This is a genomic window from Ignavibacteria bacterium (assembly GCA_017303675.1).
In the GTDB taxonomy this organism is placed as follows: Bacteria; Bacteroidota; Ignavibacteria; order Tepidaquicellales; family OLB5; genus OLB5.
This window is the reverse complement of sequence record JAFLBX010000002.1, coordinates 271927-296335: the sequence shown is the minus strand read 5'-3', so window position 1 is coordinate 296335 and position 24409 is coordinate 271927. Positions and strand designations below refer to the sequence as shown.

Sequence of the window (24409 nt, the reverse complement as noted above, 5' to 3'; positions counted from 1 at the left end):
TAATTTAATTTTTCAGATTATTGAATTCCTTTACAAGAAGTTTGTTCAGCTCAACAAAGTCGTTCATTTCCAGGTCGCCCATATGCGAAAATCTTGCGATCTTATCTTTCATCTCAGCCTGACCGTTGGCTATCTGCACGCCGTAATTATTCTTCATAGCTTCTATCAGCTTCCCGGTTGGAATGCCTGCCGGCAGAGTGATCGCAGTTAACGAATCGCTGGGGAATGAAGAGAATAAACCAAAACCGTTTTTCAATGATTCATTCCTGAAATATTCAGCAATTTCATGGGTCCGTTTCCATTTATTTTCAAGCCCTTCATTCAATATTATATCGCAAGCTTTATCAATGCCGTAAAATAAACCTACTGCGGGAGTCCACATAGTAACGCCATCTTCTTTTACAGATCTGTATTCCTTCCTCAGGTCAAAAAAATAACGCGGCATAGGGTTTTCTTCCATCTTAGCCCTGGCTGCTTCGCTGTATGCGATAATTGCTATTCCGGGCTGAGTCATTAATCCTTTTTGCGAAGCTGAAACTGCCACATCAAGCTGCCAGTCATCAAAGCTGAACTCAATAGCGCCAACAGATGTAACCGCATCTACTATTATCAATGCATTCGATCTTGATTTTATGTATTCCGCAAGAGCTTTGATATCAGTTACTGTAGCAGTAGATGTTTCTGTGTGAGTTAAAAATACTGCTGAGTAACCTTCAAGACCTGTCTTTTCAAGATCAGAAATTTCAGCCCTTTTACCGTAATCTATATGCAGTTCATCAGCTTCAATGCCGTAAGCCTTGCAAATTGCTCCCCACCTTGCACCAAACCTTCCCTGGTTGATATAAAGAACTTTATCACCCGGCGCGCAGAAATTAATGAATGCAGTTTCAAGTGAGCCTGTGCCTGAAGTTGTTAAAATATTTAAGTTTTGTGTTGTTTGGAATATTGTCTTAAGCTTGGCGCTTAATTCTTTGTGGAAAGCCTTAAAGTCACGGCTTCTGTGATAAGTATCGAATGAAATTGTAGCTTTCAGTACATCGGGATGGACCTGTGTGGGTCCCGGGGTGAATATCTTTTTTTTGAGCAAAGATATCTCCGGTTATTATTTATGAATTCAGACTTTCGGTTATAAGTTTTACGACAGTATCTTTGCCTTCTGCGGTGATTGCTGAAAAAGGTATATAATCTTTGCAGAGCTCATCATTGCTTACAATTTTGCTTGTTCTGTAGATCTGTCTTTCCATTTTATTAGCTGAAATTTTATCAGCCTTTGTAAGGACAATTGCATAGTTGATTTCGTAGTATTCAAGCCAGTTCACCATCAACTGGTCAAGATATGTAGGATCATGCCTTGAATCCATAAGCTCAAAAACCAGCTTAATATTTTTCCTGGTGCTTATATATTCTTCAACAAGCTTTCTCCAGCCTGTTTTTATCTGTTCAGGAACCTTTGCATAACCATACCCCGGAAGATCGACGAAATAGAATTCTTCGTTGATAAGATAATAATTAAGCATACGGGTCCTGCCGGGAACCGAACTGGTCTTTGCTAATTTTGCTTTATTGCAAATCTTATTGATAAGGGATGATTTTCCCACATTAGACCGGCCAATAAACACAATTTCAGGTAAATGAGCAGTTGGTAACTGGCTCAGATCTGATACGCTATTTACAAATTCAGCTGTTGTTATTTTCATTAACTGATAAGTTTTGCTTACCTTTTATTGTATTAATTACTCAGCTGCCTCTTTTTTCTTCCTGCCCTTTGTAGTCTTTTTTACTTCAGTATCAGCTGCCGCTTTTTTGGTCTTTGTAGTTTTAGTAGTTTTTGCTTTAGGTTTAGCGCCTGTTTTTGATTTACCTTTGGTTTCTTTTTCGGAAGTTTCGGTTTTTTCAGGTGTCTGTTCAGCGTTATAATCTACAAGCTCAATAATCGCAACTTCAGCGCCGTCTCCGAGGCGTCTTCCCATTTTAAGAACCCTGGTGTAACCGCCGTTACGGTTGGCAACTTTGGGAGCAATTTCATCGAACAGCATCTTTACTGCGCCTTTATCCTGAAGGAATTTGTTGACTTCTCTTCTTAAATGAACGCCGAATTCAGCTTTACCTGAACTAAGTGCTTTTCTTGATTTAGTGATAATGGGCTCAATATAAAGCCTTAATTCTTTGGCTTTAGCCAAAGTAGTTTTAACTTTTTTATGTTTTATTAAAGATACAGAAAGATTGGAAAGTAAAGCCTTCCTGTGTGTATATGTTCTTTTAAGTTTTCTGCCTTTTCTTCTGTGTATCATATCAGTTCAATCCAGCGTTTAATTTTAGTTTTCTTCTTTTATGTATTTATCCACATCCATACCAAAGGAAAGACCGTTTTCCTGAAGTATTTCGCCAAGCTCAGCAAGTGACTTTCTGCCGAAATTCCTGAACTGCAGCATCTCAACTTCCTGGTGCCTTACAAGATCACCCAAAGTTTTAATGTTTGCTGAGCGCAGGCAGTTCTGTGCGCGGACTGAAAGCTTAAGCTCATCAACATTGGTGAGAAGCATTTTCCTGATCCTTGCGAATTCAGTTTCTTCATCCTTTACCGGAGCTTTCTTTTCTTCAGTAACCTTGCCGAAGTTTTCGAACATTGCAACATGCTCATTAAGTATTGATGCAGCCTGAGTTAAAGCGTCAACAGGAATAATTGTTCCGTCGGTTGTTATCTCGAGTATAAGCTTTTCATAATCAGTTTTCTGTCCAACCCTGGTATTCAGTACTTCATACTTAACATTTTTTATCGGTGTGAATATTGAATCTATCGGAAGCATTAAAAGATCCTGCTCAGGGTCTTTGTTCTCTTCTGACGGAACATAACCAATGCCTGAACCTATCTTTAAAGTAATGCTTACATCAGCATTTTTATTTAAAGTAGCTATGTGATGGTTCGGGTTTAAAATCTCAAAGTCTTCAGTAGCTTCCTGTATATGCCTTGCGATGAAATCAAGCGGGCCTTTAAGCCTTAACTCAACTTTATTGGCACCCTTAATGTTCTGCTTGAACCTGACCTCTTTAAGATTAAGTACAATTTCAGAAACATCTTCAACCACATCTTTAATTGTGGTGAATTCATGCGGTACATTGTTTATCTTGATCCCGGTAATGGCGGTACCCGGCAAAGAAGAAATAAGCACTCTTCTTAATGCATTACCTAAAGTAATACCATAACCCTTATCAAGCGGCTGTATTGTGAAGCGTCCGAAATAACGTGTATTAGTTTCTTTTTCTAATTCTAATTTTTCGGGATACTGAATATATTGATTTGTCATGTTTATTTCTATTTTGAATATAATTCAACAATTAATTGTTCGTTGGCGTTAAACGGAATATCTATCCTTTCCGGGATAGCCAACAGTGTTCCTTTTAAAGCAGATTTATCAACAGATATCCAGCCGGGAAGCATATCATCTTTAACGCGTTTCATTGATTCATGAAATACTTTAACCTGCTTGCTGTTATCTTTTACCTGTATTGAATCACCGGCTTTTAATAAATAAGAAGGAATATTAACAGCCTGGCCGTTGATCTTGAAATGCTTATGAAGAATAAGCTGTCTTGCTGCTTTTCTTGAAGGAGCTAAACCTGAACGGTATACAATGTTATCCAGCCTTCTTTCAAGAAGCTTAACGAGGTTTTCACCTGTTCTGCCTTTTTGTTTGGAAGCCAGCTCGAAGTAATTCCTGAACTGTGTTTCAAGAACACCGTATGTTCTTTTTACTTTCTGCTTCTCTCTCAGCTGAATCGAGTAATCTGAGACTTTAGCTCTTCTTGAAAGTCCATGCTGACCAGGGGCATAATTCTTTCTTTCCACAGGGCATTTTTCAGTGAAACATTTTGTGCCCTTAAGGAATAATTTTGTCTTTTCTCTTCTGCAAAGTTTGCAGCTTGGTCCTGTGTATCTTGCCATTTATAGATATATTAAATTTTATTCTTTATACTCTTCTTCTTTTAGGTGGTCTGCATCCGTTATGCGGTATTGGAGTAATATCCTTAATACTTAAGATCTCAAGCCCTGAGGTCTGAAGTGATCTTATTGCCGCTTCACGTCCGGAACCGGGTCCTTTAATGAATACATCAACTTTTCTTAAGCCTGCATCAAGCGCGGTTTTCGCTGCGCTTTCAGCCGCAACCTGCGCTGCAAATGGTGTATTCTTTTTTGAGCCTTTGAATCCCATTTTTCCTGATGATGCCCAGGAAATTGTATTTCCTGTTACATCGGTAAGTGTAACTATCACATTATTAAAAGTTGCTTTAATATGCGCTACACCTGTGGATTCAACTATAGCTTTCTTTTTGGTTTTTTTTACCTGCTGTGTCATTATATATAAATTATGCTTTCAGTTACTTTAGTATTTAAAAATACAGAAGAGAATCTAACCGCCAGGTTACTTCTTGGCAGCAGCTTTCTTCTTGCCTGCAACAGTTTTCCTCTTGCCTTTTCTTGTCCTTGCATTGGTCTTGGTTCTCTGGCCTCTGACAGGCAGCCCTCTCCTGTGGCGTTTGCCCCTGTTAGAGCCAATATCCATAAGCCTCTTTATATTAGCCTGAACTTCAGACTTTAAAGCGCCTTCTACCTTGATCTCTGAGGTAATGATATTACGTATCTGGTTAACTTCATCATCAGTAAGATCAGCAACCTTTTTATCCTGGCTAATGCCGGTCCTTTCCAGAATTTTTTCTGAAGTGGTTTTTCCGATCCCGTAAATTGAAGTTAAACCTATTACAACTCTTTTGTTTTTTGGAAGATCAATTCCTGCTATTCTTGCCAATTGAAATTACTCCTGATAAATTTATTATCCCTGTCTTTGTTTATGTTTCGGGTTTTTGCAAATAACTCTTATAACACCTTTTCTCTTGATGATCTTGCAGTGTTCGCACATTTTCTTAACCGAACTTCTTACTTTCATTTTAGTTACCTCTTTTAATCTTTATATAAATGCCTGTAATAATTTTTGACGCTTTAAAACCGGTTAATACTGATTATTTATACCTGTATGTTATTCTGCCTCTTGTCAGGTCATACGGCGAAAGCTCAACTGAAACCTTATCGCCTTCGAGAATTTTAATAAAATTCATTCTCATTTTACCTGATATATGAGCAATAATTTCGTGCCCATTTTCCAGCTTTACCTTGAATGCAGCATTTGGCAGAGTATCAGTAATAATACCGTCAACTTTAATTGTTCCCTGCTTTGACATTAATTAACTTTAATTCTCCTTAGTTAAAATTTCAGGCTGCCCCTTGGTAATTAAGACTGAATGTTCAAAATGCGCGCTTGGTTTACCGTCTGCAGTTACATATGTCCATTTATCGCTTAACACTTTAACTTTGTACGTTCCGTAATTAACCATAGGCTCAATTGCAACCGTCATACCTTCTTTGAACTTGGCCCTGTAACCGCTGTGATAATAATTTGGTATCGGCGGGTCTTCGTGAAGCTCTTCCCCGATGCCGTGTCCAACAAGATCCCTTACAACCGAAAATCCCGCAGCTTCAACATGCTGCTGTATTGCCATAGAAACATCATTGATGTAAAATCCGTCTCTTGCATTTTCAAGTCCGAGGTAAAGGCTTTCTTCTGCAATCTTAAGCAATTTCTTCTTTGCAGGTGATACTTCGCCTATTGCGAAAGTTTTCGCTCCATCGCCATAGTAACCGTTCTTTTTTACACCAACATCAACGCTTACTATATCTCCTTCAAGCAGCTTTCTGCTGCCGGGGATACCATGAACCACCTCTTCGTTAATTGATATGCAGGAACTTGCCGGAAATATATTTTTGTGTACCTTATAACCTTTAAATGCCGGGTATCCGTTTTTGGATAATATATAATCTTCAACCAGCTTATCTATTTCCAAAGTAGTAATTCCCGGTTTAAGGAATTTTTCTATATAAGAAAGAACACCTGCTACTATTGAACAACTTTCTCTTACTGCTTCTATTTGGGCAGCGGTTTTTACCAAACCTTGCTCCTCACCAAATCCTGCTCCTAACCTCTTCTGCCTTTAATTTTACCGCTCTTCATAAATCCGTCATAATGCCTCATCACAAGATGAGATTCGATCTGCTGAAGAGTATCAAGCGCAACACCTACTACTATAAGAAGGCTTGTGCCGCCGAAGAATTGGGCAAGACCTTCAGTTACACCGGCCTGTGCAATAAATGCCGGCATTATGGCAATAATTGCAAGGAATATTGAACCGGGTAATGTGATCTTTGTTAAAATATTATCAATAAAATCAGAAGTTGCTTTTCCAGGCCTTACACCCGGAACAAAGCCGCCCTGCTTTTTCATATTATCTGAAACATCTTTAGGGTTGAACGCAATAGCTGTGTAGAAATACGTGAAGAATACTATCAGCGTACCGTAAAGAAAAGCGTAAACCATACTGGTATGATCAAAGTATTTTGAAATATCCTGCATGAACTGGCTGTTAGGGAAGAAGGTCAATATTGTGTTCGGAACGAACATTATTGACTGGGCAAAAATGATTGGCATAACACCTGCCTGGTTGACCCTTAACGGAATATACTGCGTAACACCGCCGTATATCTTTCTTCCTACAACACGCTTGGCGTATTGAACAGGTATCCTCCTCATCGCCTGTGTGACCATGACCACACCTGCAATAATTAATACAAGTCCTGCAATAATTATAAGCTCAACAATAATACTTCTTGCGCCTGAAGCAACAACCTGGTATTCATCAAGGAATGCATATGGCAGCCTGTCGATGATACCGACAAAAATGATAAGTGAAATACCGTTACCGATTCCGCGTTCGGTGATCTGTTCACCAAGCCACATCATAAAGATGGTGCCCGCCGTCATTAGAATGATACACGAAATAGTGAAAAGAACAGGTGAAACATCCGGCGAAACAATGCTAACGCCAGCAACATTTCTGCTCTTTAACTGAACACTAACTCCCCATGCCTGCATTAAAGCTACAGGAACAGTTCCGTACCTGGTTAACTGGTTAATTTTCTTTCTTCCTGCTTCTCCTTCTTTCTGGAGCTTCTGGAAGTAAGGAACAACAGCTCCTAAAAGCTGTATGATAATGGATGAACTGATATAAGGCATTATACCTAATGCGAATATAGCAGCATTTTTAAACGCTCCGCCTACGAACAGATCATACAATCCAAAAAGAGTATTATCTGACTGGTTTTTGGTTGCCTCAGCAAGCAGTCCGGTATCAATACCCGGAAGTGTTATGTGGGCACCTATTCTAACGACAATAAGGAGTAATACCGTAAATATTATCCTTTGCCGTAATTCCTGAATTTTAAATATATTTCTGAAACTGTCTACAAAACCACTCATAAAGTAATTGCCTTGCCCCCGCTTTTTTCAATTTTATCGAGCGCAGTTTTACTGAATTTATGAGCGCTTATTTCGAGTTTCTGTTTAAATTCACCTTCACCTAATATCTTAAGAGGTAATTTACCGTTTGAGATCACTCCAAGCTTATAGAGTGTTTCAGGATTTAAATTCTGGTCGCTTAATTTACCTTTATCGTAAAAACTCTGCAGCTTACCAAGATTTAAAACTTGAAATTCAACTCTGCCCGGATTTGTAAATCCAAATTTAGGTAATCTTCTTTGAATTGGCATCTGACCGCCTTCGAACCATGCTCTTACACCGCTGCCTGAACGTGAACCCTGTCCGTTCATACCTCTGGTTGAAGTTTTACCGTGTCCTGAACCAACACCTCTGCCGATTCTTTTTCTCTTTTTCTTTGAACCTTCTGCGTATTTTAAATTGCTTAAAACGTCCATTATCTTTTCCTAAAGTCTTACAATAAAGACCCCTCGTATTTCTACGAGGGGTCTAAATTTATATTAAAATATTAATTTACTTAGCGAAGTTATAAGAAGCTGAAATAACGCCGAACATATCTTCATTATCGCCGCCGCTTAAGAAGTTAAAGCCGTGTTTGAACCATCTTTCGGAGATTGTAGCATCTAAGCTAAGTCTGCCGAAATGGAAACCAGCACCAAGGCTGATTGATGATGCATTCACAACGCTTAAACCTGTCTGCTCGCCTGTTGTTGAACCTGCAGTAACTTTGTTGCTCTCTGAGTTGATACCTTTTGAGAAACCAAGTCTGCCTGTTAACCAGTCAGCGATTCTTGTTTCAACAGCCATATGGAAATTAGGAGCGATGAAATCTGTGCTCTTTATTTCGATGTTGCCTGAATCAGCTTTAGCTGTGTTATAGAAAGCTGTAACACCGCCAGCGATCTGGATATCATCCATTATTGGCCAGTTTAAGCCAACGCCGCCGCTGATGTTCATCCAGCTGTAGTTTAAGCCTGTAACTGTTGTTGAACCTGATGTGCTCTTAGGCTGGAAGCTCATTGTGTTGAATCCTAATACAGGAACGATAGCTACTTTGCTGCCTTTTGAAGGATAGATCCATCCTCTGAAGTTAGCGCCGAACTGAATACCACCGTCGTTTTCAACTGTTGTTGTTGTTGAACCAACTGTGTTTTCGCTTTTGTATTTGTTCATTCTGAATGTGAAGTTACCTTCGATCCATCCTTTTTTGATCATATAGATGAAACCTAAGTTTGCACCCATTGAGCTTGAGCTTGCATCACTGTTACCAACTAATGTATCTGATGATGTTGTTTTGCTGTTCCACATTGCAACATACGGAGCAAGTGCGATATGGAAGTTTTTGCTGGCTGATGTACCAATAAGACCCATGAAAGGAACTATTGGTGACTGAACGTTACCAGGGAAAAATGTGTTTGTGGTATCTCTGAAGCTTTCCCACATATCACTTCTTCTGTTAACGATGAAACCGAGATTCCATTTTTTGCCAACACCGAATGTAACACCAGCGTGTCCGTCGAATCCAGCACCTGTTTCAGGTGTAAGATCTGCAAATGCATAGTTTCTGTAATAATTGTTCCAAGCCGGGTTGTTCAACATATCAACATGAGCATCCAATATGAACGGTGAACCGCCTAAAGCTGTGTATCTACCAGTTCCGCTCGGTATAGACTGTGAATAAGTGCTCACGCCCATAACAAACAGTAACATAACTGCTAGAAAATGTTTTAACATTACTTTTTTTCCTCCTATAATGTTTATTAATGTTGTTTAAGTCACTCAATCTCTACTTTAATCACGATGACGTCTTTCATGATTATTTCGGTCCTGAAGTGAAAATCTTTAATTTATAACTTTTACTAAATGCTTAACTTTATTGATCATACCCCTGATCTGAGGAGTATCATTGTGTTCCTTAACTTTTGAAATTTTGCCAAGCCCAAGAGCTTCAATAACTCTTTTCTGGTGTTTCGGCCTGTCTATTGTGCTTCCTGTCTGCTGTACTTTTATCTTTGCCATTATCTCTGTTCTGTCCTCTCTTAATTCATGATAACTGTTTGTATATCAACGCCTCTTCTTGAAGCCATTGCTTTGGCATCATAGATGTTCTTTAAAGCGTTCATAGTAGCTTTTACAGCATTATGAGCATTTGATGAACCAAGTGACTTTGTTAACACATCCTGTATCCCTGCAGCCTCAAGAACAGCTCTTACGCCGCCGCCGGCGATCAAACCGGTACCCGGTGTAGCAGGTTTAAGTAAAACTTTACCGGCTCCGTATTTGCCGATAACTTCATGAGGTAATGTACCTTTTCTCAAAGGAACATAAACCAGGTTCTTTCTGGCGTCATCTGAACCTTTTGCGATAGCCGCAGATACTTCATTTGCTTTTCCTAATCCGATACCAACGTGCCCGTTGCCATCGCCAACTACAATAACTGATGTAAAGCTGAATCTTCTTCCGCCTTTTACTACTTTAGCCACCCTACCGATGTAGACTAACTTATCTTTTAACTGTAATTCGCCTGCTTTTACTTTTTTTGCCATTAAACGATATTTTCCTAAACGTTTCTAATTACAAATATATATAAAAAAAATATAAAAATCCACAATATGCTACTTTTTTGGAGATTTCTGTTCTCAGGGGAGGATTCGAACCTCCACTAACGGCTCCAAAGGCCGCTGTCCTGCCATTAGACGACCCGAGAATTTAATTTATTAATTCCAGTGGAGTTAGGGCCGCTAATATAACAAAGACTAGAACTTAAGCCCGGCTTCGCGCGCTGCATCTGCAATAGCCTTTACTCTACCGTGATAAAGGTAGCCGTTTCTATCAAAAACTACTTTTGAAATATTCTTCTCTGCAGCTTTTTCAGCTATCTTTTTTCCGATAAGCTTACTTTTATCTGTTTTGGAAATCTTTGAGGCTTCCCCTTTTGTATCTTTTGCAATTGATGATACCGAACATAACGTTTTGCCGTTTATATCATCTATCAGCTGTGCATAAACATTGCTCAGGCTTCTGTATATTACAAACCTCGGCACCTCTGCAGTTCCTGTTACTCTTTTTCTTATTCTGAGCTTTATTTTCTTACGCGGTAATAAATTTGTTTTTGTCGGCATTATAAATAAAAATTAGATTTCTTAACTTTAATAAATTTCGTGAATTATAGATTATTTAGCGGCTGCTTTACCGGCTTTTCTTCTTATGAATTCACCTTCATACTTGATTCCCTTGCCTTTATACGGCTCAGGTTTCTTTAAGGACCTTATTTTTGCAGCTACAAGTCCAACCAGCTGCTTATCAATACCTGATATCTGAATAGACGTATCTGAGAGCACATCTATTTTAATTCCTTCAGGAGCGGTAAAAATTACAGGGTGAGAAAAGCCTAAACTTAAATACAATAACCCCTGTTTAATTTCTGCACGGTAACCGATACCAACAAGCTCTAGCTTCCTGGAAAATCCTTCGGTCACGCCGTTTATCATATTTTTTACAAGTATAGCGTATAAGCCATGAAGAGATTTTTCTCTTTTCAGATCAGAACCGCGTATAAACTCTACTTCATCTTCCCTGATCTCTGATTTGATGATCGGGTTAACATACAGGCTTAATGAACCCTTGGGTCCGTTAACAGTGATATTATCGCCTGATTTTTCTACTTTTACGCCTTTTAATATTTTTACCGGCTTTTTACCTATTCTTGACATTTATTTCTGATGTTTATAACTTAAACTTTATTAAAAAATTACCAAATACTGCAGACTACTTCTCCGCCGACTCCCAGTTTCCTGGCTTCTTTATCGGTCATTAATCCTTTTGATGTTGACACAATATTAACTCCAAGGCCGTTAAGCACTTTGGGAATAGCTGTACTTTCAACATATTTACGGATACCCGGACGGCTCACTCTTTCAAGCCCAAGGATAACACCTTCACTGTTATTATATTTCAGCTTTATTACAATGCTTCCCTGTTTATTCGCAGTTTCAACAACGTTAAAATCTCCGATAAAACCGTTCTTGTTAAGAATTTCAGTGATCCTGAGCTTCATTTTGGAAGCAGGGATTTCTACTGATTTCTTTTTCGCTTTCTGAGCGTTCCTTATTCTTGTTAAATAATCTGATATTGGATCGGTGTACATTATTTACTTTATTTTACTTTTAAATTTTTTACTCAAAAGCTGAGCGCGATATATCACATACCTCGCCGAACTTTTGTATGGTTAATATATTACCAGCTGGCTTTTTTAACGCCCGGGATCTTGCCTTCAAGAGCCATCTTTCTGAAAGTCAGCCTTGATATGCCGAACTTCCTGTAAAAGCCCCTTGCTCTTCCTGTAATAGCGCACCTGTTATGAAGCCTGATAGGATTGCTGTTCCTTGGAAGCTCAACCAAAGCATCATAGTCTCCTGCTGCTTTAAGCGCTTTTCTTTTTTCAGCGTACTTATCTACTAATTTTTTTCTCTTATTTTCTCTGGCTACCTGTGATGTTTTTGCCAATATTTGCTCCTGTAAATTAGTTCAGTTTTTTAATTAAGTGATACTTCTTTTTTGATAAAAGGCATACCGAAAGCACGTAAAAGCTCTCTTGCCTCATCATCAGATTTAGCTGATGTTACAAATGTAATATCCATACCGAAATGTTTCTGAACAGCGTCAATGTTTATTTCCGGGAATATTACATGCTCTTTTACTCCAAGTGTATAATTGCCGTTGCCGTCAAATGACTTATCAGGCACGCCCCTGAAATCGCGGATACGCGGGATAGCAATATTAATAAGCTTATCAAGGAATTCGTACATCCTGGCTTTCCTTAATGTTACCTTGGCTCCTATTTTCATTCCTTCTCTTAACTTGAAGTTTGAAACGGATTTTTTAGCCTTTGCCACAACCGGCTTTTGACCTGCGATGTTTTCAAGATCTTTTACTATAACATCAACAATTTTAGGATCCTGAGTTGCCGCGCCAATACCTACATTGATAGATATCTTTTCAAGCTTGGGAACCTGGAACGGATTTTTATAGCCAAACTGTTTGGATAATGTTTTAACTACATCGCTCTTGTAAAGATCCTGCAGCCTTACAGGAATCTTTTCCTCTACAAAATCTTCCTTTACTTCAGGTTTCTTTGCAGTTTTTTTGCCTTTCGGCTCGTCCTGTTTTTCTGTTTTAGCTGCTTTTTTTTCTTTTTTCTCGTTAGCCATCTATATGAATAAATTATACTTTTAACTTACAATGATTTCGCCGCTTTTTTTACCGTAACGCATTCTTTTCTTCTTGCCTTCAGCTTCTTCTATCACCTGCATACCAAGCCTTGTCGGTTCGCCCGCTTTGGGGTCAATAAGCATTACATTTGATACCTGTATCGGCGCTTCTTTTTGCGTTATACCGCCCTGTGGATTTTTCTGGTTGGGCCTGGTATGGCGCTTTATGATATTTACGCCTTCAACAATAACTTTATTGGATGAACGGTAGATCTTAAGGATCTTACCTTCTTTGCCTTTATTGTTTCCGGCTATGATTTTTACTTTATCGTTCTTTCTTAGTTTTGTCATATTGATTATAATACCTCCGGAGCTAATGAAATTATCTTCATGAACTGCTTTTCCCTGAGCTCCCTTGCAACAGGTCCGAAGATACGGGTTCCGCGCGGTTCATTTTCTGCGTTTATAAGAACTGCGGCATTTTCATCAAACCTGATGTATGAGCCGTCTTTTCTCCTGGTCTCTTTTTTAGTCCTTACAATTACTGCCTTTGATACTTCCCCTTTTTTAACGTTGCCGCCGGGAATAGCGGATTTAACGGATACTACTATAAGATCTCCGACACCGGCATACCTTCTGTCAGATCCGCCGAGTACCCTTATGCATCTTACTTTTTTTGCACCGGAATTATCAGCAACAACTAGATTTGTTTCTTCCTGAACCATTTTATAATCCTAGATATAATATTATTTTACTTTTTCAATTACTTCTACAAGTCTCCATCTTTTCCTGGCGCTAAGCGGCCTGGTTTCCATGATCTTGACTATATCGCCTATGTTAGCAACGTTATTCTGGTCATGAGCCATAAACTTTGTTGTCTTCTTGAAATATTTTTTATAGATCGGGTGAATGATCCTTCTTTCAATTGCAACAATGATGCTCTTATCCATCTTATTGCTTACAACCTTGCCAATACGGGTCTTTCTTCTTCCTCGTTTAACCGATGAACCGTTAACTGCATCAGCTGATGCGGTAACTTCCTGGACATCCGGTGTATTATTAACTTGTTCTAAATTTTCGCTCATTGGTTAATTATTTATCCTTTTTATCTGATAATTCTCTTTCTTTCAGAACTGTTTGAATCCTGGCAATAAGCTTTTTGGTATTCTGTATGCCTTTAAAATTCTCGAGCTGACCGATTGATTTCTGGAACCTTAAATTCTCCAGGCCCTCGTTCTCTTCCTTAAGCCTGTTTTTAAGATCTGCGGTATCCAGTGTTTTTATTTCGTAGTATTTCATTCTAAATAAATATTATTATTGCCTCAAAAAATCATTGTTAAATTAATTCAGCTTACTCAGAGTAATCGTGCCTTACAACAAACTTGGTTTTTATCGGCAGTTTATGCGCTGCAAGCCTTATAGCCTCTTCAGCAATAGCTTTTGTAACGCCGCCTACTTCGAACATTATTGTTCCGGGCTTTACAACCGCTACCCAGTACTCCGGAGCGCCTTTACCTTTACCCATCCTTGTTTCAAGCGGCTTCTTGGTAAACGGTTTATCAGGGAATATCCTTATCCATACTTTTCCATCACGCTTCATTTCCCTGGTAATTGCAACCCTCGCAGCTTCTATCTGGCGCTGGGTGATCCATGCCGGCTCCATTGCCTTTAATCCAAAGTTTCCGAAAGAAACTGTGAATCCGCGCGTAGCTTTTCCGGCTCTTCTGCCTCTGTGCGCTTTTCTGAACTTAACTCTTTTTGGCATCAATGCCATAAAAACACTCTCCTAAACAAGAAAAATTCTAAAATGTCTGTTTCTTTAATTTCCTGCTAATTTACTTCTGCTTATTTTCTGATAAGCTTATCGCCGATACAGATCCAAACCTTAACACCTATCTTACCGTAAATTGTTGAAGCTGCAAGGCTGGCGTAATCAATGTTGGCTCTTAATGTCTGAAGAGGGATCCTTCCTTCTTTAAACTGTTCAGCCCTGGCAATTTCAGCGCCGTTAAGCCTGCCGCCTACATATATCTTGATCCCTTCAGCACCCATTCTCATACTTGAAGCAATGGCTGTTTTAATAGCCCTCCTGTATGATACCCTGTTGGATATCTGGTTAGCAATAGTTTCAGCTACCAGGTAAGCATCCAGCTCAGGTTTTTTAATTTCGGTTACCAGAACCTTGATATCCTTGCTTGTTACTTTTTTTAATTCACCTTCAAGGTGAGTAATTTCTTTGCCGCTTTTACCAATTACATATCCCGGTCTTGATGTATGTATGGTAAGCGTTATCTTTTTGGGAGTTCTTTCAACTTCAATTTTTGAGATTCCGGCATTATCGAACCTTTTGCGGATATAGCCGCGAATCATATTATCTTCCATAAGCTTTGTGGCAAAGCTTTTGTCGTCATACCAGCTTGAATCCCAGCCATTTATGACGCCAAGTCTAAAACCTACCGGATGTGTCTTTTGTCCCAAATAAATCTCCCTTTAATTATATATGATAATTTTAGTTTTTTATTATACCGGTTATTTTCCGATAACCTGGTCCTGGATGTAATGGTCAACTGCTTTATTAACCGCTTCCTGAATGGAATTAACGGTATACTCTCTTAACCTGTATGAATCCCAGAAATTATCAACAGGTCTTTTATTGCTCAGGTAATACATGTTCCATGAAGTATTGAAATCAAAATCCACCAGTATCCTGCTTCCGTCAAATCCGGTGTTAACGTATACATTGATCTTCCTTACAACTTCATCATTTTTCACAAGGTCATAAACCCAAATATCAGTCTTGCCGGTATATACTTTTGATTCAATGAACTTATACCCGTATTTATCATCAGAGCCTTTTGCAAAAACAGAAACTGCCGCAAGCAGTAAAAAAACAACAAGTGAATATTTAAATGTTTCAGTTTTCATGCTCAATTATGCTTTATCTTTTTCTGCAACAACAATTGTTAAATGGTTTGAGCGTTTCCTCATCCTGTAAGCTCTTCCCTGCGGAGCCGGAAGCATTCTTTTGAGAACCGGGCCGCCGTTCACATAAACAGTCTTAACATAAATATCTTTTTCTTCTACCCTGCCTGTTTCAAGCTTGTTTGAAAGATTTGAAACTGCTGACCTTAATGTCATTTCAACAACCTTTGAACCGTGCTTTGGAGAAAAATGAAGTATGTTCAAAGCTTCACTTACAGCTTTGCCTCTTATGAGATCAACTACCAGCCTCATTTTCCTGGGTGAACTCTGTATATATCTTTTTATTGCTCTTGCTTCCATTATACTTTTTCTTAATCCTGCTCTTTATATAAACTGTGATTTACAATTTTCTTTTAAATAATAACAGCAAAAACGAATTTTACTTTTCGTCTTTCCTGTTACCTGAGTGCGTTCTGAAGATCCTGGTGGGAGAAAACTCACCAAGCTTGTGGCCAACCATATTTTCTGATACGAAAACAGGAACAAACTTATTGCCGTTGTGAACAGCGAATGTATGCCCTACGAAATCAGGAGTAATAGTTGTTGACCTTGACCAGGTCTTTAAAACTTTCTTCTGGTTAGCTTTGTTTAACTCCTCAACTTTTTTAAGAAGCTTCGGATCTATGAACGGTCCTTTTTTAAGTGATCTTGGCATTTATTATAAAATTACTTTCTTCTCTTAACTATGAATTTGTTTGACTGGTTCTTTTTCTTTCTGGTTTTGTAGCCTTTTGCGGGCAAGCCCCACGGACTAACCGGGTGTCCGCCGCCTGATGTTTTACCTTCACCGCCGCCCATTGGATGGTCAACCGGGTTCATCGCAACACCTCTGACCTTTGGCCTTCTGCCAAGCCATCTCGACCTGCCTGCTTTACCAAGTGAAAGATTTTCATGTTCAAGATTGCTTACAACACCGATTGTAGCTTTGCAGGTGTTGAGTATCATTCTGACTTCGCCTGAAGGCAGCTTAACCTGTGTATATTTTTCATCTTTAGCAACAACTATACATGAGCTCCCTGCGCTTCTTGCAAGCTGTCCGCCCTTGCCGGGCTTTAATTCCAGATTATGTATGAACGTTCCAAGAGGTATATTTGCAAGAGGTAATGTGTTTCCTACTGTGATATCAGCATCAACACCTGATAAAATTGTTGTGCCAACCTTCAGGTTATCAGGAGCAATAATATAAGTAATATCGCCGTCTGAATATTTCACCAAAGCAATTCTTGCAGAACGGTTCGGATCGTATTCAATAGCTTCCACTTTTCCTTCGATGCCTGTTTTATCTCTTTTAAAATCCACTACGCGGTACATTCTTTTATGTCCGCCGCCCCTGCGCCTTGAAGTTATTCTTCCGGTATTATTTCTTCCGCCTGATTTCTTTAAAGGTTTTAATAAAGATTTTTCCGGGGTCGACTTGGTAATTTCTTCGAATGAAGAAATGGTATAATACCTCGTAGCCGGTGTCATTGGTTTTAACTTTTTTAATGCCATTACAATATAATCCTGATCAGAACTTTGTCTGTTTTATTAAAAATTACTCAAATTAGCAAAAAACGTGTGAAATAGTTTGGTACAGAAGACAAATATAGCGGTTTTTATATTTAATGTCAATGAAGCAAATGATGGTAAACTCCACTGCTAAGATATTATATTAGGTAGATTAGGGATTATTAATCATTATGAAATATGATAACTGTCAAGTCAAAATGTTCGTTTTTTGTAATATTTTTAGGGGTGGCTACACTATATATAGTGTAATTCGCATTGCTCACAAAAAGTGCATTAAAGAGTAATTTTTGACGTTATTGCTATAAAGTTTAAAAAGTACCAATTTTTAACGCTTAAGAATTATGTACAGACGTGCCGCATGTACGTTTCATCTAAACTTAAAAACAAAACCTGCCAGATCTTCGAATCCCGGCAGGTTTGTAAGTTTAACTGAATCTATGACCACCCTCAAGTGATTGATTATAGCTATTATTACTTAACCATCATCATTTTCTTTGTATCTATTTTTGCACCGTCAATAAAGAGTGAATAAAAATAAATACCTGAGCTGAGCTTATCAGCGCTGAACATAATTGATCTTGTGCCTGGCTGCATTGATTCATTATTCACAAGTGTTTCAACCTCTTCACCTGAAACATTGAATATTTTCAGTGTAACATTCGCTGATTTCTGCAAATTGAAAGTAATATTCGTTACCGGGTTAAATGGATTAGGATAATTCTGATTTAAGCTGAATTCTTTTACTATCTCGCTTGTATTACCTGTTGATGTTAGCGGACTTGCATTCAGCCTTGTAACTACAAAGTTACCCTGCGAGCCGGCAGTACCTGCATAACTTCCTGTCCAGCATGCGCTGAAAAGAAATGCGTAGCCGCTCGTTGAAGTTAGTATAGCATCGGTACTGGCTGATGTACCTGAAAATCCGGTGTGCCTGATTTCAATGAGTAAATGTCCGCCATTATATACATATGCAGAATCAAATGCTATATCGGTTCCAAACGTGGTTGGAGAGCCTCCAAATGGAAATGAACCCGCAGTGATCGTAAGACCTCCAAATCGTACTCTCTTCTGAACTCCAACTACATTCTGCGCAAAAGTTAAACTCCTGTTTTCGGGTGCTACGCTTTCGCTTAGATATATATCATAATTTGTGAACGTAACATCAGCAGCCGGCCAGTTTGCGCTTGCAGAAGCAAGAAGCCTGAATGTTAAACCGGTTATCTGCTGTCCAACCAGAGAAGTGAGCATTGAATCCCTTATCAGCATTTGATAGGTTCTTGGAGAACCGGATAACGGACCCAGAAATGTACCTGTACCTTGTGTACCCGTATAACTTGGCGGCACTACATGATATGCCCTTGTTGCGGATTCAGTTTCCCCTGCTTTAATCCCGGCCGCAATGAATAAAAATACGGCAATTAAAAAAGATCGTAATACGAAATTCATTAGACTCTCCCAATAATTTAATTTAAAAAAAATGCGTTTACCGGATAACATTCCGGTAAACGCATAAATTTAGCTATTCTGATTTTATTTTACAAGAACCATCTTTTTAGTATCTATCTTCTCATCATTAACTATCAATGAATAGAAGTAAACACCTGAAGCGAATCTTGTGCCGTCAAAATCAAATGAAACTGTTCCTGCATTGAACTGCATATTGTTAAATACAGCTTCAACTTCCTTACCCAATATGTCATAAATTTTGAGTGTTACTCTCGCTGCTTTTGGTAAACCAAATTTTATGACTGTTCTTGGGTTAAACGGATTTGGATAATTCTGTGATAAAGTATACTGAACCGGAATTTCGTTGTTCCATGTGATTCCGCCTGTTAAAGGATTGTAAACTTTAAAAATTCCTCCTAATGATGCAACTGCAAAAGCAGAATCATAACCTTTAGCGTAAATTCCATTTGTTGTAGATCCGGAGGTATTAAGGACTTGCCAAGCGGCACCTCCGTTAGAAGTCCTGTAAGTTAACCCGGTTGCACCGGCAATGAAACCTGTGTTAACATTTGAAAATGACAACATGTATAAACTTGATGTAAATGGAACCGCAACTGTATCCCAGTTATCACCACCGTTGGTCGTTTTCCTTACTGTACCTGATAAACCGCAAAGATATCCTGTATTAGCATCAAACATCTGTACATCATACAATGATGATGTTGTACCCGGAGTTTGAGCCGTCCATGTTGTTCCGCCGTCAGTAGTTTTTCTGATTGTACCAGTTGTGCCTACAAACCAACCTGTATTAGCATCTAGCATATCTATATTATAAAGAGTATTTGTGATTCCGGTTGTTTGTAATTCCCAATTAACACCTGCATTTGTTGTTTTAAAAATTCTACCTGATGCGGCTGAAATCCAACCTGTGTTTGCGTTTGGAAAATCGACATTATACATTGTAGTAGAAGTGGAATATACAGTTGATGTATCCCAATTCATACCACCATTGGTAGTTTTTGCCAACTTGCTGGAAGCACCTGTAACATAACCTGTAGTAGGATTCAACATTTTGATTCCATAACATGTAAAAGTAACATTTGTACTGGTATTAAATATCCAGGACGAACCGCCATTTGTAGATACAATAATAGGATATTGGGCTGCTGATCCAACAGCGATAACTCTTCCATTCATATTATCGCACCAAATATCATTAAGTGTACCTGAGTAATCTAAAGAGTTGTGTGCAGTCCAGTTTGCACCGCCGTTAGTAGATGTATTAATCAACCCAAATGCTCCAACAATAGCCATGTTGTTCGCATTTCTATCAACGGAATACATTGTTGAAACGTAGGTTTGACTCCCGACGATAGAAACTGAATCCCAAGTTGTTCCATAGTTAGAACTTCTGAATGCATAAAAAGAGTTACCTGCAACATAAACATAATCTGCATCAGTTACTCCTGAAGCGTAAGCAACATCATAAAATGTACTTGTGGGTAAACCCGTGCTTGTTTGTGTCCAATTCAATCCGCCATTAGTGGTAACGCGAATTGCTGTGGAACTGCCGCAAACCCAGCCGGTATTTCCATCTTTAAAATGCACATCATAAAGAGTTACTGACGCTCCGGTAGATTGTATTGTCCAGTTAGTTCCACCATTAGTAGTGTATCTAATATTACCTGCTGTTGTGGTAACAAATATTGTATCATTATTTAAAGCAAATACACTGTATAATGTTGCAGAAGCGCCAGTAGATATTGCAGTCCAGTTTAAACCGGCGTTTGTGGTCTTTCGGATATTGCCTCCGGTAGAGGTACTGAAGAATCCTGTATTGGCATTTATAAAATGCATACCATAAATAATACCGGATTCTCCTGTTGTAATAGTATCCCATGTTAATCCGGCATTTGTTGTTCTTGCAAGTTTTCCGGATTCACCACCGGCCAAACCAATATTCTGGTCAAAGAACCAGCCGCAATATGCAAATAACTGACCATTTTCCTGAGTACCAAACACATTAGTAGTAATAAACCAGTTTGTTCCAGAGTTTGTTGTTTTTAGAAACGTTCCGGCATAACCAATCGCATAATAGGTAGTTGCATTAAATGTTTTTACATATCGCAATGTATTACCCTGAGGTGTAGGATGGACCCACTTCCATGGTGAATTAACCTGCGAATATGTTAAACAATTGAATAAAAAAAGAATTACAAACACAGATACCGATTTAAGAAAAGAAATTTTCATAAAATCCCCCGTTTTAGTAGTTTATAAAATAATTTTTAATATGAATATGATAATATATATACTAATTTATCCTACATCAAGGGTAAATATATCCTATATAGAAGGTTATATTTTCCTACATTTTATCGGGATCAATTTATCTTAAAATTCTACGTTTACATAAAAAAAGGCACTGCGGTTAATCTGCAGTGCCTTTGTTTTTTAATATTTTACGAAATTATTTCACTAAAACCATCTTTTTGGAATCAATTTTATTATTGTTCACTATCAATGAATAGAAATATATTCCTGATGCCAGCTCAGTTCCGTCAAAATCATACGTTACTGTTCCCGGGTTAAAATCTACATTATTGAACAATATGCTTACTTCCCTGCCAAGGATATCATAAACCTTTAGGGTAACTTTAGCAGCTTTCGGCAACCCGAATTTAATTGTTGTTACAGGGTTAAACGGGTTAGGATAGTTTTGGTCTAATGTGAATTTTTCAGGAACCTGGTTATACCATGTAATTCCCCCGACAAGCGCATTATACATTTTTAAAACCATAGCGCTTGATGAAGCTATGTAAGCAGAATCATATCCTTTAGCATAAACAGCGTTTATTGTTGATGCTCCGCTATTTTTTATATCCCATGTAGTGCCGCCGTTAGAAGTCCTGAATGTATATCCGGAAGCTCCAATAACGTAACCGGTATTCATATTAACAAAAGAAACGGAATATTGTGAAGCTGAGATCGGGGTCATAACTGTATCCCAGTTCGTTCCTCCATTGGTAGTTCTTCTTAAAGTTCCACCCAGACCGGTAATATAACCGCTATTTTCATCGATCATATCTATCCAGTACAATGTTGAACTGTAATTTGATGTCTGTGCTGTCCATGTAGTTCCGCCGTCTGTAGTTTTCCTAACAGTACCTGATGCGCCGATAAAATAACCGGTATTAGCATTCAGCATATCAATTCTGTAAAGAGTTGATGTAGTTCCTGTTGTCTGCAAAGTCCAGTTCATACCACCGTTTACTGTTTTATACACTGTACCTGATGAACCGCAAACCCAGCCTGTATCAGGACTGATAAAATCAGGACAGTATAAAGTGCTGGTTGCACCTACAAATGAAACTGAATCCCAGTTCATGCCGCCGTTTGTTGTTTTAAACATTTTACCGGATGCGCCTGATGAATATCCTGTCAAGGAATTAATCATATTTAATCCGTACATCGATGTTGTTATACCGGTTCCTATATCGTATATCCAGTTTGTACCACCGTTAGTTGAAACTAAATATGGAGTAGGTGCTGATAATCCAACAGCAATTACTTTACCATTCATATTATCACACCAGATATCATTCAATGTGCTTGAATAACCAAGATAGTTATGCGCAGTCCAGTTGGTTCCTGTGTTTGTTGTAGTATTTATTAATCCAAAAGCTCCAACATTCAGCATATTACTGCCGTTTCTGTCAACAAAATAATATGTTGAAGTATAATATTGGTTTCCGGTTTGGGCAAGTGAATCCCAAGTAACTCCGTCATTAGTACTTCTGAAGATCCAGCTTGAGTTACCTGAAATATACCATGTATTTGTATTGTACAAAATACTCCAGAATGAAGTTGATGGTAATCCGGTAAACGGTACCCATGTTAAACCCGCGTCAGTAGTCTTTCTTACAGTTGCAGTAGCGCCGCTTACAATTCCCGTAAGTGAATCTTTGAATGCAACATCATAAAGTGAATTTGCTGTTGCAGCTGTTGTATCATTAAACCAGGTAGTACCGCCGTCATATGATGTTAATAATATTGAAGCAGTGCTTGTAGGGCAATACACCCTGTTGTTCAATGCAAAAATATTATTGATAGTATATGTTACACCTGTTGTCAAAGCTATCCAGTTTACACCGGCATTTGTGGTTTTGAGTACAGCTCCGCTTGAACCTCCAATATAACCTGTATTCGCATCAACAAAATGAATACCGTATAATGTTGAAGTAACACCGCTTGGGATTGAATCAAAATTAAGCCCGCCGTTGGTTGTTCTCCAGATCTGACCGCTGGAACCGCATACAATACCTGTTGTCATATTAAAGAACCAGGCATTATATAACAGAATCTGTGAAGATGTTTTTATACCGGCAGCATCATGTGTAATTGACCAGTTAACACCGGCGTTGGTTGTTTTCATAAATGTTCCGCCGTATCCAACTGCTACCCAATCAGTAGCTGAAAACATTTTTGCATACCTTAAAGTATTTCCCTGTGGTGTAGGATGTACCCACTTCCAGGATAATTGTGAATATGAAATTAGTGTTGTAATGAAAAATATAAAAGCAAAGAGAATAGTTCTCTTCATGAGTTCCCCCTTTCGAGATGGAGTAAGTTAATATTATCTTTGATAATTCGTATAAAAATATCAGTATTAAATCCTTATGACAAGATAATATTTCTATGAAAAGTTACCTGCTTTGTTTAACTTTTAAAGCTATTGAAGATTACTGAAAAGGTTATGACCCTAAATGTATCAGGTAGTCTTTACAGCTATAACTGCTGCGATAATTATCAGGCGTGAATATGATTTTTGTAAATAAAAAGAGCAGCTATAGCTGCTCTTAAATCATGAAAATATTTTCCGGAAATTATTTTACCAGCATCATCTTTTTTGTATCTGCTTTGATACCATCAATATATAATGAATAGAAAAAAATACCTGAAGACAGCTTTGAAGCATCATACATTATTGCAGTACTACCCTGCTGAATATTTTCACCGTTAATGAGTGTTTCAACTTCTTCACCCGCTAAATTGAATATTTTAAGTGTAATAACAGCCTGCTTTTTTAAATTGAAAGAAATATTTGTAACAGGGTTAAACGGGTTTGGATAATTCTGGTTTAAGCTGAAATCTCTTATAACCTCACTGTTATTACCAGTAGAAGTAAGCGGACTTGCATTGAGCCTGATTACTGCAAAATTACCCTGCGTTCCTGATGTACCTGTATAATTGCCTGTCCAGCAGGCGCTGAATAAAAATGCGTAACCGCCGGTTGATGTAGAAATCGCATCAACACTTGTTGAAGTTCCGGTGAATCCAGTATGCCTTATCTCTATCAGCAAATGGCCGCCGTTATATGTATAAGCGGAATCAAATGTTATATCTGTACCAAATGCAGTTGGTGTTCCTCCTGCTGGGAATGAGCCTGATGTTATCGTGAGGCTTCCGAACCTAATGCGCTTTTGAGCACCCACCACATTTGCTGCGAATGTCAGGCTGCGGTTTTCAGGTGCAACACTTTCGCTTAAATAAATATCATAATTTGCATACGTAATATCTGATGCCGGCCAGTTGTTGGTAGCTGATCCAAGCAGCCTGTATGTCATCCCTGTTATACGCTGACCTACTATAGCTGTGAGCATTGAATCCCGTATTAAAAGCTGATAAGTACGCTGTGCATTTCCCAGCGGTCCCAAAAAAGTAGCAGTACCTTGCGTGCCTGTATAACTTGGAGGCACAACGTGAAAAGCGCTGAATGCTGAACCTGAAAATTCTGTATTATATGCATTAATTCCGGTTGTTAAAAGAAAAAACGATATGAAAAGGATAAATAGTGATCTCATGATACCCCCCTAAAAA

The 24409-nt window shown here is 38.5% G+C and carries 34 protein-coding genes and 1 tRNA gene; all 35 read right to left on the bottom strand.

Going from position 1 to position 24409, the window contains the following annotated elements:
- Positions 1–4: 4 nt before the first annotated feature.
- Positions 5–1087, bottom strand: a complete 1083-nt coding sequence (locus J0M37_10635) for an alanine--glyoxylate aminotransferase family protein (GenBank protein MBN8585542.1) — start codon at positions 1085–1087, stop codon at positions 5–7.
- A 19-nt stretch (positions 1088–1106) separates the two neighbouring features.
- Complete coding sequence (locus J0M37_10630; protein ID MBN8585541.1) at positions 1107–1697, bottom strand: YihA family ribosome biogenesis GTP-binding protein; 591 nt, start codon at positions 1695–1697, stop codon at positions 1107–1109.
- 36 nt (positions 1698–1733) lie between these two features.
- Entirely contained in the window at positions 1734–2291 is a 558-nt protein-coding gene (gene rplQ, locus J0M37_10625; protein ID MBN8585540.1) for a 50S ribosomal protein L17, read from the bottom strand.
- A gap of 24 nt (positions 2292–2315) precedes the next feature.
- On the bottom strand, positions 2316–3305 hold the full coding sequence (locus J0M37_10620) for a DNA-directed RNA polymerase subunit alpha (protein MBN8585539.1): 990 nt from the start codon (positions 3303–3305) through the stop codon (positions 2316–2318).
- Positions 3306–3313: 8 nt separating this feature from the next.
- Entirely contained in the window at positions 3314–3943 is a 630-nt protein-coding gene (gene rpsD, locus J0M37_10615) for a 30S ribosomal protein S4 (protein ID MBN8585538.1), read from the bottom strand.
- A 25-nt stretch (positions 3944–3968) separates the two neighbouring features.
- A complete protein-coding gene (gene rpsK / locus J0M37_10610; GenBank protein ID MBN8585537.1) occupies positions 3969–4355 on the bottom strand; it encodes a 30S ribosomal protein S11 in 387 nt (128 codons plus the stop codon).
- Between the two features lie 66 nt (positions 4356–4421).
- Positions 4422–4805, bottom strand: a complete 384-nt coding sequence (gene rpsM / locus J0M37_10605) for a 30S ribosomal protein S13 (protein ID MBN8585536.1) — start codon at positions 4803–4805, stop codon at positions 4422–4424.
- A 24-nt stretch (positions 4806–4829) separates the two neighbouring features.
- Positions 4830–4943: a 50S ribosomal protein L36 gene (gene rpmJ, locus J0M37_10600; protein MBN8585535.1), complete on the bottom strand. Its 114-nt coding sequence runs from the start codon at positions 4941–4943 to the stop codon at positions 4830–4832.
- A gap of 73 nt (positions 4944–5016) precedes the next feature.
- Positions 5017–5235 (bottom strand): translation initiation factor IF-1, encoded by a 219-nt coding sequence (gene infA, locus J0M37_10595; protein MBN8585534.1) that lies wholly within the window; start codon positions 5233–5235, stop codon positions 5017–5019.
- 9 nt (positions 5236–5244) lie between these two features.
- Entirely contained in the window at positions 5245–6000 is a 756-nt protein-coding gene (gene map, locus J0M37_10590; GenBank protein MBN8585533.1) for a type I methionyl aminopeptidase, read from the bottom strand.
- A gap of 26 nt (positions 6001–6026) precedes the next feature.
- Complete coding sequence (secY, locus tag J0M37_10585; GenBank protein MBN8585532.1) at positions 6027–7364, bottom strand: preprotein translocase subunit SecY; 1338 nt, start codon at positions 7362–7364, stop codon at positions 6027–6029.
- A complete protein-coding gene (gene rplO / locus J0M37_10580) occupies positions 7361–7819 on the bottom strand; it encodes a 50S ribosomal protein L15 (GenBank protein MBN8585531.1) in 459 nt (152 codons plus the stop codon). The genes secY and rplO overlap by 4 nt, the downstream gene beginning before the upstream one ends.
- A 76-nt stretch (positions 7820–7895) precedes the next feature.
- On the bottom strand, positions 7896–9116 hold the full coding sequence (locus tag J0M37_10575) for a hypothetical protein (protein ID MBN8585530.1): 1221 nt from the start codon (positions 9114–9116) through the stop codon (positions 7896–7898).
- Between the two features lie 108 nt (positions 9117–9224).
- Positions 9225–9401: a 50S ribosomal protein L30 gene (gene rpmD / locus J0M37_10570; protein MBN8585529.1), complete on the bottom strand. Its 177-nt coding sequence runs from the start codon at positions 9399–9401 to the stop codon at positions 9225–9227.
- Between the two features lie 20 nt (positions 9402–9421).
- Positions 9422–9928 carry a 30S ribosomal protein S5 gene (gene rpsE / locus J0M37_10565; GenBank protein MBN8585528.1) on the bottom strand — a complete coding sequence of 169 codons (507 nt, stop codon included), beginning with the start codon at positions 9926–9928 and terminating at the stop codon, positions 9422–9424.
- 90 nt (positions 9929–10018) lie between these two features.
- Positions 10019–10089 (bottom strand) — tRNA-Gln (locus J0M37_10560).
- Between the two features lie 49 nt (positions 10090–10138).
- The gene (locus J0M37_10555) at positions 10139–10504 is read right to left on the bottom strand and encodes a 50S ribosomal protein L18 (GenBank protein MBN8585527.1); all 366 of its coding nucleotides are present in this window, start codon (positions 10502–10504) and stop codon (positions 10139–10141) included.
- A gap of 51 nt (positions 10505–10555) precedes the next feature.
- Positions 10556–11095 carry a 50S ribosomal protein L6 gene (gene rplF, locus J0M37_10550; protein MBN8585526.1) on the bottom strand — a complete coding sequence of 180 codons (540 nt, stop codon included), beginning with the start codon at positions 11093–11095 and terminating at the stop codon, positions 10556–10558.
- Between the two features lie 38 nt (positions 11096–11133).
- Positions 11134–11532 (bottom strand): 30S ribosomal protein S8, encoded by a 399-nt coding sequence (gene rpsH, locus J0M37_10545; protein ID MBN8585525.1) that lies wholly within the window; start codon positions 11530–11532, stop codon positions 11134–11136.
- 86 nt (positions 11533–11618) lie between these two features.
- Entirely contained in the window at positions 11619–11888 is a 270-nt protein-coding gene (gene rpsN, locus J0M37_10540) for a 30S ribosomal protein S14 (GenBank protein MBN8585524.1), read from the bottom strand.
- Between the two features lie 29 nt (positions 11889–11917).
- Positions 11918–12592: a 50S ribosomal protein L5 gene (gene rplE, locus J0M37_10535; protein ID MBN8585523.1), complete on the bottom strand. Its 675-nt coding sequence runs from the start codon at positions 12590–12592 to the stop codon at positions 11918–11920.
- A gap of 21 nt (positions 12593–12613) precedes the next feature.
- Entirely contained in the window at positions 12614–12943 is a 330-nt protein-coding gene (gene rplX / locus J0M37_10530; protein ID MBN8585522.1) for a 50S ribosomal protein L24, read from the bottom strand.
- Between the two features lie 5 nt (positions 12944–12948).
- The gene (gene rplN, locus J0M37_10525) at positions 12949–13317 is read right to left on the bottom strand and encodes a 50S ribosomal protein L14 (GenBank protein MBN8585521.1); all 369 of its coding nucleotides are present in this window, start codon (positions 13315–13317) and stop codon (positions 12949–12951) included.
- A 21-nt stretch (positions 13318–13338) separates the two neighbouring features.
- The gene (rpsQ, locus tag J0M37_10520; protein ID MBN8585520.1) at positions 13339–13677 is read right to left on the bottom strand and encodes a 30S ribosomal protein S17; all 339 of its coding nucleotides are present in this window, start codon (positions 13675–13677) and stop codon (positions 13339–13341) included.
- Positions 13678–13684: 7 nt separating this feature from the next.
- A complete protein-coding gene (rpmC, locus tag J0M37_10515) occupies positions 13685–13891 on the bottom strand; it encodes a 50S ribosomal protein L29 (protein ID MBN8585519.1) in 207 nt (68 codons plus the stop codon).
- 52 nt (positions 13892–13943) lie between these two features.
- The gene (rplP, locus tag J0M37_10510) at positions 13944–14366 is read right to left on the bottom strand and encodes a 50S ribosomal protein L16 (protein MBN8585518.1); all 423 of its coding nucleotides are present in this window, start codon (positions 14364–14366) and stop codon (positions 13944–13946) included.
- Between the two features lie 71 nt (positions 14367–14437).
- Positions 14438–15070, bottom strand: coding sequence for a 30S ribosomal protein S3 (rpsC, locus tag J0M37_10505; protein ID MBN8585517.1), 633 nt, complete (start codon positions 15068–15070; stop codon positions 14438–14440).
- Positions 15071–15121: 51 nt separating this feature from the next.
- On the bottom strand, positions 15122–15517 hold the full coding sequence (locus J0M37_10500; protein MBN8585516.1) for a hypothetical protein: 396 nt from the start codon (positions 15515–15517) through the stop codon (positions 15122–15124).
- A gap of 6 nt (positions 15518–15523) precedes the next feature.
- Positions 15524–15874 carry a 50S ribosomal protein L22 gene (gene rplV / locus J0M37_10495; protein ID MBN8585515.1) on the bottom strand — a complete coding sequence of 117 codons (351 nt, stop codon included), beginning with the start codon at positions 15872–15874 and terminating at the stop codon, positions 15524–15526.
- A gap of 79 nt (positions 15875–15953) precedes the next feature.
- Positions 15954–16229: a 30S ribosomal protein S19 gene (gene rpsS / locus J0M37_10490; GenBank protein MBN8585514.1), complete on the bottom strand. Its 276-nt coding sequence runs from the start codon at positions 16227–16229 to the stop codon at positions 15954–15956.
- 11 nt (positions 16230–16240) lie between these two features.
- Positions 16241–17065, bottom strand: coding sequence for a 50S ribosomal protein L2 (gene rplB, locus J0M37_10485; GenBank protein ID MBN8585513.1), 825 nt, complete (start codon positions 17063–17065; stop codon positions 16241–16243).
- Positions 17066–17554: 489 nt separating this feature from the next.
- A complete protein-coding gene (locus J0M37_10480) occupies positions 17555–18529 on the bottom strand; it encodes a T9SS type A sorting domain-containing protein (GenBank protein ID MBN8585512.1) in 975 nt (324 codons plus the stop codon).
- Positions 18530–18613: 84 nt separating this feature from the next.
- Complete coding sequence (locus J0M37_10475; GenBank protein ID MBN8585511.1) at positions 18614–20782, bottom strand: T9SS type A sorting domain-containing protein; 2169 nt, start codon at positions 20780–20782, stop codon at positions 18614–18616.
- Positions 20783–20999: 217 nt separating this feature from the next.
- A complete protein-coding gene (locus J0M37_10470; protein MBN8585510.1) occupies positions 21000–23132 on the bottom strand; it encodes a T9SS type A sorting domain-containing protein in 2133 nt (710 codons plus the stop codon).
- A gap of 283 nt (positions 23133–23415) precedes the next feature.
- Positions 23416–24393: a T9SS type A sorting domain-containing protein gene (locus J0M37_10465; protein MBN8585509.1), complete on the bottom strand. Its 978-nt coding sequence runs from the start codon at positions 24391–24393 to the stop codon at positions 23416–23418.
- Between the last annotated feature and the right edge of the window lie 16 nt (positions 24394–24409).